The sequence below is a fragment of the Peribacillus simplex genome (assembly GCF_001542915.1).
Lineage (GTDB): Bacteria > Bacillota > Bacilli > Bacillales > DSM-1321 > Peribacillus > Peribacillus simplex_B.
In genome coordinates this window covers 37,824-51,479 of sequence record NZ_LNNH01000029.1, presented here as the reverse complement: position 1 = coordinate 51,479, position 13,656 = coordinate 37,824, and the positions used below count along the sequence as shown (strand labels likewise).

Genomic DNA, 13,656 nt, shown 5'->3' with positions numbered 1-13,656 from the left:
GTTTGCGGTAGGTGAATGCCTATGAACTAGGAGGAGTAAATGGAACGATGGTGGACAATGGTGCTATATCAGTTTCGATTTCCGGTGCTGGCTCAGTGAAGCCGCCGGTATTGGCCAATGTGGAATATGGTTTGATCACGCCTGCACTCCCGATTTGAAAAACGGAGGAGTTTGCGATGCTTTCAATTTTGATCATATTGATTTGGATGGTTTGGTGAATATTGAAAATCATGATGACTCCTTTCTATACAACCATTAGAGATTTAAGACCATTGGCTGGTCAACACCATCTGTATCATTTGTATTTGTGGTGCTATAGGCATTATAAAGTGAAATGGATTCACCTGTATTGAACGAACCAGCACCTGCAAATGTTTTTGAAGTGGAGTATGGATTAATTTTAAAGACGTCACCAATATGGACAACGCCACTGCTACCGACGTTAATGACTTGAACGATACCTACAATGGCCGGCAAGAAAATCACCCTTTTTTCATTCGGTTTTTCCCTGGGACAGAGGCGACGGGCCTGCTGCAGTAGGGAGTTTCATCGTATTGTATGTTTACCCAGGATCGATGTGATTGATCAAAAAGAATCTGGCATTGAAGATTTTTCATTTTCCAATTGATGGCCCTGTTTTTAAGGAAGCCGGAAGTGTGCGGAGGAAGAAAGAGGAAATAACGGAATTTTTCAATAAAAGGGCTACGGATTTTAATAATAAGTGGTACGATTATAAAATATTTCACATCATGATACTTTTCTTTTTTTCATGGCGTATTTCATGATTAGTAGAAGTGGGGGAGGGCATTGAAACGAATTCATTATAGCTGGGTCATCTTAATCCTTACATTTTTTTCAATTATTGTAGCAGGGATCATTAGGTCCTCATCCGGCGTATTCATCGTACCATTTGAAAATGAATATGGGTGGGACCGTTCCATCATTTCCTTGGCATTTGCGGTAAGTCTATTTCTTTATGGATTATCGGGGCCCTTCATGGCTGCCTTGATTGAAGTGCTTGGATTAAAGAAAATGATGGTACTTGGCATGTCGACTTTATTGGCAGGCATATGCCTCACATTTTTCATGGAGCATGAGTGGCAGCTGATGCTTATCTGGGGGATGATCATAGGACTGGGTTCGGGCGTGTTTTTGACTGTATTGAGCCCGTATGTGGCGAATCGTTGGTTCGAAAAGCGGCGGGGGCTCGCAGTCGGGATATTAACAGCCAGCACGGCTACAGGTCAGCTCATTTTGCTGCCGGCTTTAGCCATCATCATAGAGAATTACTCTTTTAAATGGGCGCTTGGATTGATCGTTTTCCTGAGCTTGATCATGCTGCTGATGATCCTGTTTTTCATGAAAAATACGCCGAAGGAAGTTGGCCTCCTTCCGTATGGGACGGAAGAAGAAATCAAGGAGGAAGCTGCGGTTCAAAAGAAGAATCCCATTGGCATGGCTTTTCGATCTTTAAATGAAGCGGTGCGGGTCAAGGAATTCTGGTTATTGGCAGGTAGCTTTTTCATATGCGGACTTTCAACGAACGGGTTGATCGGGACACATTTCATTTCTTACTGCATCAGTTTCGGTTTGCCGGTCGTTATGGCAGCATCATTGCTCTCTTTCATGGGTATCTTCGATTTGATTGGCACAACCTTATCGGGCTGGTTATCGGACCGTTTTGATAACCGCTGGCTGCTGTTTTGGTATTACGGCTTAAGGGGAGCTTCCCTAGTATTGCTTCCTTTTGCCCTCAAAGAGGGTACGATCACCCTGTTGATCCTCTTCTCCGTATTTTACGGATTGGATTGGATAGCGACGGTTCCCCCGACCATCAGCATTTCAAGGCAAGTCTTCGGGGTGGAGAAAAGCGGGATTGTCTATGGGTGGATATTCGCTTCCCACCAGGCCGGTGCTGCGGTGGCGGCATACGGCGGTGGCCTGATTTTCAAGGTTTTCAACTCCTATACATGGGCATTTTTCCTTGCGGGGATCTTCTGCTTATTGGGAAGCTTGTTCGTCATATTGATAAAGAGGAAAAAAGCGGTTTCCATTGTGGAAAATGGTGCAGTGAGTCCATAAAGAAGAAATTCTGTAGCGGAAAGGGGGGACATTCTTGAACGGAACGATGATATCATTGCAGGAAAATAAACGGATCGTTAGCATCGATATATTACGAGGCTTGGCCATTTTAGGGATTTTTTTAGTGAATATGCCTGCTTTCCACTCCCCGCTCTTGTACATCGATGGTGCAAGGCGATGGCCCGGGGGCTGGGACGGGATATTATACAGGCTCAGTGATGTCATGGCCCAGGCCAGCTTTTATCCGTTATTTGCATTTTTATTCGGTTTCGGTGCGATTATCCTGGCCATCAGGAGTGAAGAAAAGGGGATAGCCTTTCCTGTCCTGTTTACGAAAAGGCTATCCTTCCTGCTGGTTCTTGGGTGCATTCATGCTTTTTTCATCTGGCATGGCGATATCCTTATTAATTATGCTGTGTTCGGGTTTGCCTTATTGTTTTTTTATCAGATGAAGGGAAAGACGTTAATTTTAGTGGGCACGGTGTGTTATGTTCTGCCCTTTGCCATATTGGGTGCGCTTCTCCTGGTTATGGGCAGCATCGATAGCGAGGGGCTGGCGATACAGACAGATTCGACGATGATGAAGCGGTCTTTGGAAATTTATCAATCAAGCACATTTCTGCAAATCGTCAATCAGAGGGCGCTAGATTGGTATAAGGTGAATAATCTCGCGAATTCCGGCATCCTTTTTTTATCGATTTTTCCGTTTTTCTTGATCGGGGCAGGTGTTGCCAAGCAAGGCTATTTGCTAAACCCGGTGCAATATAGGAAGAAATTGAAAGCAATCATGATCGTAAGCCTGCTATTGGGTCTGGCGATCAAAACTCTACCATATGTGGCGGTATACCATTTTGGCACGATTTTCGTACAGGATTATTTTGGCGGGCCGTTATTGACGATATTTTATATTACAGCCGTCACGCTTATTGTGGAAAAAAATGGATTTTCCCGGTTGTTGATGCCCCTTTCCCATGTTGGCAGGATGTCGATGAGCAATTACTTATTCCAATCGATTGTCTGCACCTCGATTTTCTATTCATACGGCCTTGGTTTATACGGATCGATTTCTTACACGACAGGGTTCATTTTGCTAATCGCTCTGTTTTGCTTGCAACTCCTGTTATCCCGCTTATGGATGAGCCTGTATAAATATGGCCCGGTTGAATATATCTGGCGTTTTGTTACATATGGAAAAAGGCCGCTTATGCGTAGGTAGGGCACAGTGGAGGGGAATGGTACATGATGTTCATTAAATTGTTGATTTTTCCCCACCCAGGTGGCATCTTAGCTTTGTTTTTATATAAAAGCCTATGATATGATGAGAGAGAAACTGAACGAGGGGGCAATAAAATGACTACACACTTGCATATTACAGCGTGGGTAATCGGAATCATCCTTTTCTTTGTCACATATTCGATGTATAAAAGTGGAAATCCGAAAGCGAAAATGCTACATATGATTACAAGGTTATTCTATCTATTAATTATTTTGACTGGCGGAATGCTGATCACGGATTTTGGTGCCTATGCCGTTAAAATGATCGTCGGCATCATCGTGATTGCTGCGATGGAAATGGTATTGGTCCGTACGAAAAAAAGAAAAGGCACGAGTGCCATGTGGATCTTATTCGCCGTTGCATTAGTGTTCGTCGTGTATTTGGGACTTTCCCTGCCACAAGGACTTTACCTCTTTAAATAGGAATGGAAAAGCGGGTAAATGAGCTGATCTCATTTACCCGCTTTTTTCCTGCTATTGGGAATTCACTTTTTCAATGACGATCCTTTTCCCGGTGTTCAAGGTGAATTCGAAGCGATCATGATCCTTTTTCCCATAAGAAAAATGGTGCTGGACGAGACATATTTGATTCTCGTTATCGAAGGTGAAGAAATTCACGCCGGACTGGTTCGGGACGGTCCTTAAAAACGTGAGCTGATTATAGCTATATATACAATCATAAATGGAAAAATCAAGAGAATTCAAGGTCGTTACAAATTGGAAAAACGAATCATCGTTCAATTCTTCCAACAAACGCTCAAAAGAGTAGAGCAGCTTTTTGCGAATCCGGATGGGTTCGTTTTCCTTTAGGAAGGTGATCTCCCGGTGAAGCAGGATTTTTCCCTCTTCCTCGACCACTCCTTGCTGCCAACGCCCACCCCTGTATACTTCAATGACGCTATCAACATGGTCTTCGATGGAGCAGGCCTCATCTGTTTCATCATCGAAGAAAATCCATTGTTGATTGATATTTTCCACTGTTCCTTCGGTAAAAGCTCTCGTTTGCCTGTTCATTAGTTTGGTTCGTTGTTGCTGACTCATACATATACCTCCAATAGTGGAATCCTCACCTACTTTTTAGTCAAAATCCAATGAAAATATAACGGTATATTTTAAAATATTATGGACAAATAACCATCTTTCCGTCTTTGCATAGGCTATGTTTAAACACGGGATGCTTTGCTCACCACTTCGTAATCAATAAAGGGGGGCGTTTCGAGGGCAGGGATCCTACGAATGACGCTGATCGATACTTAAACTTTGTTGTGCATGTCTTCGAATTAGGAAATAAGGGACGGTAAATCTTTTTTAGACAGGAGCCAATATTCTGTAGTAGTCCCGATGGAAAGGATGAAGTGTAAAATGTGTGGGATAACAGGCTGGGTGCATTTTCGAAAAGATTTACGAACTGAAACGAAAACACTGGAAAGCATGACGAAAACATTGGCAAAGCGGGGGCCTGACGAGGATAATGTCTGGAGCGAAGCCCATGTCGCCTTTGGCCATAAACGATTGACGGTTGTAGATGCGGAAGGCGGAAAACAGCCGATGACGAAAAATCAACAAGACGGCAGATATACGCTAAGCTACAATGGGGAGCTATATAACACCGAAGATCTTCGTAAACAGCTATTATTAAAAGGATATTCCTTTAAGGGTCATTCTGATACAGAAGTTTTACTAACTTCTTATATTGAATGGAAAGAAAAATGCATTGACTTGTTCAATGGGATTTTTGCGTTTGCAATCTGGGATGAAAAGGAGCAAAAATTATTCGTTGCAAGAGATCGGATGGGGGTAAAACCATTATTTTACACGGAAAAGGATGGCGGGTTCATTTTTGGATCTGAACTGAAGGCGATATTAGCCCACCCGGATGTAAAGACGGAGATTGACCGTGAAGGACTGTCTGAAGTTTTTGGTGTCGGTCCTTCCCGAAAGCCGGGATCGGGTGTGTTTCGTAATATTCACGAATTAAGGCCCGCCCATGCCCTTACATTATCGAGGAAGGGGCTCAGGATTTGGCGCTATTGGAATGTGAAAAGTGAAGAGCATAGGGATTCCCTCGATGAAACGGCCGAGAAGGTCCGTTTTCTTGTCGAGGATGCAGTGACGAGGCAGCTTGTATCCGATGTTCCACTGTGTACCTTCCTGTCAGGGGGGCTTGATTCAAGTGCCATTACGGCCATTGCTGCCAACTCCTATCAAAAAGAAGGAAAAGGACGGCTCCATACGTATTCGATTGATTATGAAGATAATGAACGCTATTTCAAGGCGAATGATTTTCAGCCCAACTCCGATGGTTATTGGATAAAAAAAATGTCGGATACCTTCAATACGGTTCACCATTCATCGATTATCACCCAGGAACAGCTAACGGATCATCTGACGGAAGCGGTGCTTGTAAGGGACCTCCCGGGCATGGCGGACGTCGACTCTTCCTTACTTTGGTTTTGTAAGGAAATCAAGCAGGATTTCGTCGTAGGCCTATCAGGCGAGTGTGCGGACGAGATTTTCGGCGGTTATCCATGGTTTCACCGCGAGGACGATTTGAATCGGGCAGGGTTCCCCTGGATGAGGTCTACGGATGAACGAGTATCTTTATTGAAGGGGGGCTGGCGTGACAAGCTGAAACTGGAGCAATACGCACAGGAAGCCTATTTGACCACCCTTGCCGAAACACCTAAATTGGATGGCGAAAATGGTATAGCAGCAAAGCGCCGGGAGCTATTCTATGTGAACTTATTATGGTTCATGACCACGCTTCTTGACCGCAAGGACCGGATGAGCATGGGAGCAAGCCTGGAGGTGCGGGTACCATTTGCCGATCACCGCCTTGTCGAATATGCGTGGAACATCCCTTGGGATATGAAAATGGAGGGGAACCGCGAAAAGGGTATACTAAGGAAAGCGCTGGAAGGGCTGTTGCCTGATGAGGTATTGTATCGTAAGAAAAGTCCCTACCCCAAAACTCATAACCCTCAATACACAGACCGTGTGCAGGGTTGGCTAAAAGAGCTGCTGAGGGACAAAAATTCCGTCCTGCACGAATTTTTCGATAAACAGAAGTTAAATGACATTGTCGACTCCAAAGGGGCCGCATTTAAGGTGCCATGGTTCGGACAATTAATGTCGGGTCCGCAGTTACTTGCCCACTTGGCACAGACCCATGTATGGTTCAAAGAATATGATATCCAAATCATTGAATGAAAAAAGGGGCAGGAAAATTTTCCTTGCCCCTTTTTCCTTGCCTCAATGATCGAATGCCAAGATTTTATATTCATAGTTACCCAATTCAATTTGCCGTTCCTTAATGGCTGCTTTCGTTCTTAAATCCGTAACGGTCCGTCCCCTCAAGTCAAAAGGAAGGGGGAAGGATTGGAAAGCCTCGGTTGGATTAACGAGGACCACCACGGAACGATCTTGATTATATTTTAAGTAAGCAACGATATCTTCGTTTCCGCTAGTATCCAAAAATTTGAACATCCCTTCATTTGCCAATAACCGTTCTTCTTTCCTTAACCGAATCAATTCCTTGATTTCATTTAAAAGCTCGCTGTTTTGTTTTTCTTCTTCCCAAACCATGCATTTTCGGCATCCTGGATCCATGCCGCCTGTCAAGCCGATCTCATCACCATAATAAATGCAGGGGCTGCCATTGAAGGTCAGCAGGATGGCGTGGATTAGTTTGGCTCGGGCCAAATCCTCGCCGCAATCGGTGAAAATCCGCGGTGTATCATGACTTCCGAGCAGATTGAACGTTACGTCAAAAACATTGGTCGGATAGCTCTGATAAATGGCTGTCATTTCCTCGATGAACTCGCGAGCATTGATGGTTTGCGAAGCCACCAGGCGAAAAACTTGGTTGGTGAACGGGTAATTCATCACGGCATCAAACTGGTCGCCGCGCAGCCAAGGCATGGAGTCGTGCCAGATTTCTCCAAGGATATATAGGTCTGGCTTGATTTCTTTGACCGCTTTTCGGAAATCACGCCAGAAGGGATGGTCGACTTCATTGGCTACGTCCAGCCGCCACGCATCTATATCATACTCCTTGATCCAATAGGTCGATACTTCAAGCAGGTATTCCTTTACCTCCGGATTCGCTGTATTCAATTTCGGCATCGATTCGAAAAAACCGAATGTTTCATAATTCGGCCTTTCCCCTCCATGAAGGGGGAAATCATGGGGGTGGAACCAGTCCTTATACTTTGATTCCTCTCCCTTCTCGAGTAAATCCTGGAAAGGTGGGAAGTAGTAGCCGCTATGGTTGAAAACGGCATCCAGCATGACGCGGATACCACGCTTGTGGCACTCCTGTATGAGTGTCTTCAATGTTTCCTCGGTTCCGAATTGAGGGTCGATTTTCCGGTAATCGATCGTATCGTACTTGTGATTGGAATGGGCCTCGAAGATTGGCGTGAAGTAGATCCCGTTAATGCCAAGCCCTTCCAAATAATCTAAATGTTCAATGATCCCTTCAAAGTCACCGCCAAAAAAATTATCCACGGTCGGTTCTTCGCTCCCCCAAGGCTTTGCACCTTCTGGGTCGTTATCAGGGTTGCCGTTCGCAAATCGTTCTGGGAAAATTTGGTACCAAATTGTATCTTTTACCCATTCAGGAGCACCGAATATTTCATTTTGATGCAGATAGGGAATGGCGAAATAGCTTCCTGGGTCCCTTGGAACTTCTTTGAAAAAACCCTTTTCCGTGTAGATGGCCATATCATCTCCTGAACGGATCTTGAAGCCATAGCGAATTCTTCGGTATGGGGGCAACACATACACATCCCAATAATCATAATGGGCATCGCGTCCGGATAGGCTCATCGCTTTCTCCTCATATAGCCATTGTCCTTTATCCGATATGTATGGATCCCCAAAAATCAATCCTACTGAGGAGATATCTTGTCTTTTCGTACGCAGGCGGATATGTAGAGTTTCTTTGTCGATGGTATAGGCGAAATTGTCAGTAGGTCTATGGTGTATCGAAGAAAATTCCAACAATGATCACTCCAATTCTATAAGTGTATTTGAGGAAGTGAATTGAAAAAGGGAACGCCAGGCTATGAATGTGGAAGAGTCAGTATAATTGGGTACAGCCGGAACATGTATTTTTCAATATGGTTATATACCCGATAATAATTGAAAAAAGCGGGAATTAATTAAAAAATAACAAAAATTATTCATCTCGACAAGGAAATAAATACAAAGAGGAACATGTTGTAAAAATGAAAGCCGTTCATATAATGGTAACAACAGAGTTGGCATCGCTTTCATTCTTGGGGCTTCGTCCGATTTATTGAACTGAAAAACAAGCACTGTAAACAATTCGGCGCTTTTGGACATGATAGAATAAACATTTTAAAAAGGAGAATGAAATTGAAGAAGCAGATATTTCATTTGTTCATGTCCATATTTTTGATCATGATGGCAAGTGCTTGTGGTACTGATTCAGATAAGGAAAATAGAATCGTCAAGGATAATAAGAAAACTGTGGAAGAAACCACCGAAGAAGCGAAACCGGAAAAAATGGTCATTTGGGAGGAAAAAGGTAAAGCTGAGGCCCTAAAGCCAGTTATCGAAGGCTTTGAAAAAGAATATGGCATTAAAGTTGTACATGAAGAACTGGAAATTGCTGAAGAAATGCATGACCGCCTGCGCCGTGATGGCCCAATCGGAAACGGAAAAGCCCCGGATGTCGTAACATTTTCTCATCGGCAAGTCGGTCAGCTCGTGAAGGAAGGCCTGATTCAGGAAGTGAAGGTGGAGGATGAGGTAACGGATGCCTTCCATGAATCTTCGATCCGGGCTGAAATGTATCAAGATAAGGTATTTGGATTGCCGAAATCGGTAAACACCTCCGTATTGATTTACAATAAAAAAATACTGTCTAAAGCTCCCGAAACGATGAATGACTTATATAAAATCTCGAAGAAATTAAGAAAAGAGAACGCCTATGGTTTTCACGCCGAATGGAATGGATTTCATGATGCGTATGGCGTGATGGCAGGAATGGGAAGCTACGTATTCCACGATGAAAACGGGAATTTCAACCCTTCGGACATTGGTTTGAATGATAAGCATGCCATCAAAGCAGCTGCCTATATCCAAAAATGGTATAAAACGAATTTGATCCCAAAAGGCGACGGGGCTGCGATCGAAAAGCTGTATAGTCAAGGGGAATTGGCTTCATTCCTTGGGGACGCAAACTCATTTTCCGGGAAAAAGGAAACAGGAATGGCGCCTTTGCCTGAATTGCCGAATGGCATGCCGATGAAATCATTCCTGGAAGTCAAAGGCTGGCATGTAACGGCCTTCACGAAACATCCTTACTGGTCTACAAAATTGGTCGAGTATCTGACAAGTGACAAACAGGCAATCCAACGTTATGAAACAACTGGTGATGTCCCGCCGAACAAATCGTTCAGTCATAATAAATTGATTAAAGAAAATGAAAGGGCACAAGCCTTAAGCATACAATTACAATACGCTGAACCTGTGCCGAATATTCCGGAAATGAACAAAGTATGGAGACCGATGGATTCTGCCATGAATCGGATAACGATGGAAAAAGCTAAACCGAAAAGGACGTTGGATGAAGCGGTGAAGGCGATAAAAAAAGAATGATTTTCGCGTTCCCTGTTCGATTTCATTGCGTTCCTCCCCCATGCCCAATTTGTCCCTTAAGTGTAAAGTTTTTTATAATTTGGATTTGACGAGAAGTGGTCAAAAGGCTAATCTTAAAGGCGTAAAGAGATAGCTAGGAGGAGAGCGGATATGAGAAATGGAGTGTTATCACTCGCTTTAATTCCGTTGCTTCTTTTTTACGCCATTCCAGTAGGAGCAGCTGAAAAAGAACAACGAACTTGGACGGATGAAATCGTATATTCATTAATGGTGGACCGATTTTTCGATGGCAACACCAAAAATAATGGTGATGCGAATGTAAATGACCCTTCTGCGTTTAATGGCGGGGATTTTGAAGGTGTCACGAAGAAACTGAATTATTTAAAGGACATGGGTTATACCGCTATCATCCTTTCACCGATTTTTGCTAATGAAGATAAGGGCTATCATGGGGATTGGGTGACCGATTTTTATAAAACGGATCAACACTATGGGACAATGAAAGAATTTAAAAAGCTCGTGAATGAGGCCCATGATCTTGACATGAAAGTGATTCTTGATTTTCAGGCCAATAATGTGGGACCTCATTCATCTTGGCTGAATGAGGAAGATAAACAAGGATGGTTCCATGATAAAAAAGAAATCTCCAATGACGGCGACCAAAAGCTAATGGAAACAGGCTGGCACGACGGTCTTCCCGATTTGAATCAAGACAATGAGGCAACAAGGGAATATCTACTTGATGCTGCAAAATGGTGGATAACGGAAACTGATATTGATGGGTACCGTTTAAATAAAGTCCAATACGTGGGAAAAGATTTTTGGAAGGAATTTGTGGATGCAGTCAAATCTGAAAAATCAAATTTCTATACAATCGGCGGTGTAAATGGTGATGCCGATACGATTTCAAGCTACAAGGAAACGGGAATGGATGCCTTTATGGCCTATCCGCAAAATGGTGCATTAAGGGAAGCGTTTTCCGCTCCCGACAAAGAATTGAAGCCGGTTTTTAATGCATTCGAGGACAGTGAAGCGAAGTTCGGCGGTAAGGCCCCCCAAGCATTGTTCATGGATACCCAGAGTATGCCGCGTTTTACCAAGGATGCAGCCGATCATAATGAAAATCCGGGTTCCAGATGGAAAATGGCGTTGTCCTATCTTTATACGATGCCAGGAGTGCCAATCGTATTTTATGGCTCCGAAATTGCTTTGAATGGCAATTTGGCTCCTGACAATCATAAATTGATGAATTTTAAGACAGAACAGGAGCTGGTGGAATACATTACGAAGCTTTCTGATCTTAGAGACATGCACCCTGCTTTGACAAAGGGGGATATGGAAATTTTATATGAACAGGGGGGAGCCTCGGTATTCAAACGTGTTCATGGCAAGGAGACGATGGTTGTCGTCATGAACAATACGTCTGGGACCCAAACGATAAAGCTTTCCGATAAGCAACTGGAAAAGAACAAAGAGCTAAGAGGCATGCTGAATGGCGATCTGGTGCGCAGTAAGGGCAACAGTTACACAATTGTAATCGACAGGGAGACGACAGAGGTCTACACACTGTCACCTAAGTCCATCATCAATATCCCTTACCTGATCGTTATAGGATTGGTTCTTGTCATTTTTGCTATATTCATTGCTTTGGTCATTAAACGGTCAAAAAGGAACCAACCAAAATAATCACCTCTTGTAGCTGGCTGAAAACTATGTCCCTAAGGCTTTGTGAAAACAGGTTCGGGGGGATTCATCATGATCAAGACTTGGTGGAAAGAAGCCGTTTGTTATCAAATTTATCCACGCAGCTTCATGGATAGTAATGGTGATGGAGTGGGAGATTTAAAAGGAGTGATTTCCAAACTCGATTACCTCCAGGATTTAGGGATCGACGTCATTTGGATATGTCCATTTTATAAATCTCCCAATGCTGATAATGGCTATGACATTAGTGATTATCAAGCAGTTTCGGAAGAGTTCGGATCAATCGATGATATCGAGCTACTATTGAAAGATGTTCACCAGCGCGGCATGAAGGTGATCCTCGATCTTGTGTTGAACCATACGAGTGATGAGCATCCTTGGTTCATTGAGTCACGGTCGTCCAGAGATAATCCGAAACGCGATTGGTATATATGGAGGGATGGTCATGACGGCCGCGAGCCGAATAATTGGGAAAGTATTTTTTCAGGAAGTGCCTGGAAATTCGATGAAGGTACCCATCAATACTATTTACATCTTTTTGCCGAAAAGCAGCCAGACTTAAATTGGAAAAATGCTGATGTGCGGAAAGCCCTGTATAAAATGGTCAATTGGTGGCTTGATAAGGGGATTGATGGCTTCCGGATTGATGCGATCACGCACATTCATAAGCGGGAGGGCCTGCCGGATATGGCAAACCCTTATTGGCATCAGTATGTACCTGCGTTTGAAATGCACACGAACCAGGATGGGATACTCGATTACCTGCTAGAGCTTAAAGAGGAAACTTTCTCCCAATATGATATCATGACGGTCGGGGAAGCCAATGGCGTCAGGATCGAGCAGGCTGAAGAGTGGGTCGGGGAAGCGAATGGGAAGTTCAATATGATCTTTCAATTCGAACACCTTGGACTTTGGAATCGAGGACAAAATCAGCATGTGGATGTAATCGGGCTTAAACGCGCCATGACCAAATGGCAAAAGGGCCTAAAGGATAAAGGCTGGAATGCCTTATTTTTTGAAAACCATGATCAACCCAGAAGTGTATCGACATGGGGAAATGATCATCAATATTGGCTGGAGAGCGCAAAAATGATTGGGGCTCTATACTTTTTCATGCAAGGGACCCCTTTCATTTATCAAGGTCAGGAAATAGGCATGACGAATGTCCGATTTGACTCGATAGATGATTATGATGATGTCGGAATGAAAAACTTCTATCGCATTGAGACCTCCAAAGGCCGCCCGCATGACGAAATCATGCACATCATATGGCATAGCGGCCGTGATAATTCAAGGACCCCGATGCAATGGAGTGAACAAGATAATGGCGGATTCACTAATGGGACGCCGTGGATGAGGGTCAATTCCAATTATCGGGCGATTAATGTCGAACGGCAGAAGGAAGACCCTTCATCGATTTACCATTTTTATAAAAAGATGATTCAGCTAAGAAAAAAACATGAGGTCCTAGTTTACGGAGAATACGAATTATTATGGGAAGATCACCCGGATCTTTATATTTATACAAGAAGTATGAATGGTGATTCAGTCAAGGTAGTATGTAATTTCAGCATGAATCACCATCAAATCGATCTTTCCCCTTGGGGGGAAATGGAGCTATTGCTTGCTAACTATGATGATTGTCCGGAAGGTTCCATTATTGGTTTACGGCCATATGAAACAAGGATTTATCGTTATTGAACCAAATGGAAAATCATTGAATGTGACTCTATATCCACATATGGTTAGTCGTCTGACCTTTCCTTCCCCCAATGCCCTTACATTTTTTTTTAGAAGCTGATCCGAAAATCAGCTTCTTTTTATTTGAAAAAGATAAAAAGAGGAATAGTTAGTATTTTCTGAAAAAAAGCAAATGACCATAAAAAAAGTATGGATATAACTGTTGGACTGAGTGTATTATGAATACATACAAATGTATAAATATAAATAATTTCAAGAAGTATT

11 protein-coding genes are annotated in these 13,656 nt (G+C 43.3%); 7 read left to right on the top strand and 4 right to left on the bottom strand.

Translation table 11 applies throughout. From position 1 onward, the window contains the following. Positions 1–19: 19 nt before the first annotated feature. Complete coding sequence (locus tag AS888_RS15555) at positions 20–232, bottom strand: spore germination protein GerPB (RefSeq protein WP_061143067.1); 213 nt, start codon at positions 230–232, stop codon at positions 20–22. Between the two features lie 23 nt (positions 233–255). Continuing rightward, positions 256–477, bottom strand: coding sequence for a spore germination protein (locus tag AS888_RS15550; RefSeq protein WP_061143066.1), 222 nt, complete (start codon positions 475–477; stop codon positions 256–258). Between the two features lie 330 nt (positions 478–807). Between AS888_RS15550 and AS888_RS15540 the strand changes: the two genes are divergently transcribed. The 3 genes from AS888_RS15540 (at position 808) to AS888_RS15530 (ending at position 3,780) form a co-directional block, all read left to right on the top strand. Beyond that, positions 808–2,082, top strand: a complete 1,275-nt coding sequence (locus AS888_RS15540) for an MFS transporter (protein WP_061143064.1) — start codon at positions 808–810, stop codon at positions 2,080–2,082. A 34-nt stretch (positions 2,083–2,116) separates the two neighbouring features. Next, positions 2,117–3,298 carry a DUF418 domain-containing protein gene (locus tag AS888_RS15535; protein ID WP_061143063.1) on the top strand — a complete coding sequence of 394 codons (1,182 nt, stop codon included), beginning with the start codon at positions 2,117–2,119 and terminating at the stop codon, positions 3,296–3,298. A 134-nt stretch (positions 3,299–3,432) separates the two neighbouring features. After that, positions 3,433–3,780 carry a YisL family protein gene (locus AS888_RS15530; RefSeq protein ID WP_061143062.1) on the top strand — a complete coding sequence of 116 codons (348 nt, stop codon included), beginning with the start codon at positions 3,433–3,435 and terminating at the stop codon, positions 3,778–3,780. A 51-nt stretch (positions 3,781–3,831) separates the two neighbouring features. On the opposite strand, the gene AS888_RS15525 is transcribed toward AS888_RS15530, so the two are convergent. After that, on the bottom strand, positions 3,832–4,398 hold the full coding sequence (locus AS888_RS15525) for a DUF2777 domain-containing protein (protein WP_061143061.1): 567 nt from the start codon (positions 4,396–4,398) through the stop codon (positions 3,832–3,834). Positions 4,399–4,719: 321 nt separating this feature from the next. Here AS888_RS15525 and asnB point away from each other — a divergent pair, with 321 nt between their 5' ends. Beyond that, a complete protein-coding gene (asnB, locus tag AS888_RS15520; RefSeq protein ID WP_061143060.1) occupies positions 4,720–6,567 on the top strand; it encodes an asparagine synthase (glutamine-hydrolyzing) in 1,848 nt (615 codons plus the stop codon). 42 nt (positions 6,568–6,609) lie between these two features. Here the strand turns inward: asnB and AS888_RS15515 are convergent, their stop codons facing one another. Next, the gene (locus AS888_RS15515) at positions 6,610–8,361 is read right to left on the bottom strand and encodes a glycoside hydrolase family 13 protein (RefSeq protein ID WP_061143059.1); all 1,752 of its coding nucleotides are present in this window, start codon (positions 8,359–8,361) and stop codon (positions 6,610–6,612) included. A 378-nt stretch (positions 8,362–8,739) separates the two neighbouring features. Between AS888_RS15515 and AS888_RS15510 the strand changes: the two genes are divergently transcribed. The 3 genes from AS888_RS15510 to AS888_RS15500 all read left to right on the top strand — a co-directional run bounded on the left by AS888_RS15510 (position 8,740) and on the right by AS888_RS15500 (position 13,392). After that, entirely contained in the window at positions 8,740–9,987 is a 1,248-nt protein-coding gene (locus AS888_RS15510) for an extracellular solute-binding protein (RefSeq protein WP_061143058.1), read from the top strand. Positions 9,988–10,137: 150 nt separating this feature from the next. Then, positions 10,138–11,673 (top strand): alpha-amylase family glycosyl hydrolase, encoded by a 1,536-nt coding sequence (locus tag AS888_RS15505; protein WP_061143057.1) that lies wholly within the window; start codon positions 10,138–10,140, stop codon positions 11,671–11,673. A 69-nt stretch (positions 11,674–11,742) separates the two neighbouring features. Continuing rightward, positions 11,743–13,392 (top strand): glycoside hydrolase family 13 protein, encoded by a 1,650-nt coding sequence (locus AS888_RS15500; protein ID WP_061143056.1) that lies wholly within the window; start codon positions 11,743–11,745, stop codon positions 13,390–13,392. Positions 13,393–13,656: the final 264 nt, after the last annotated feature.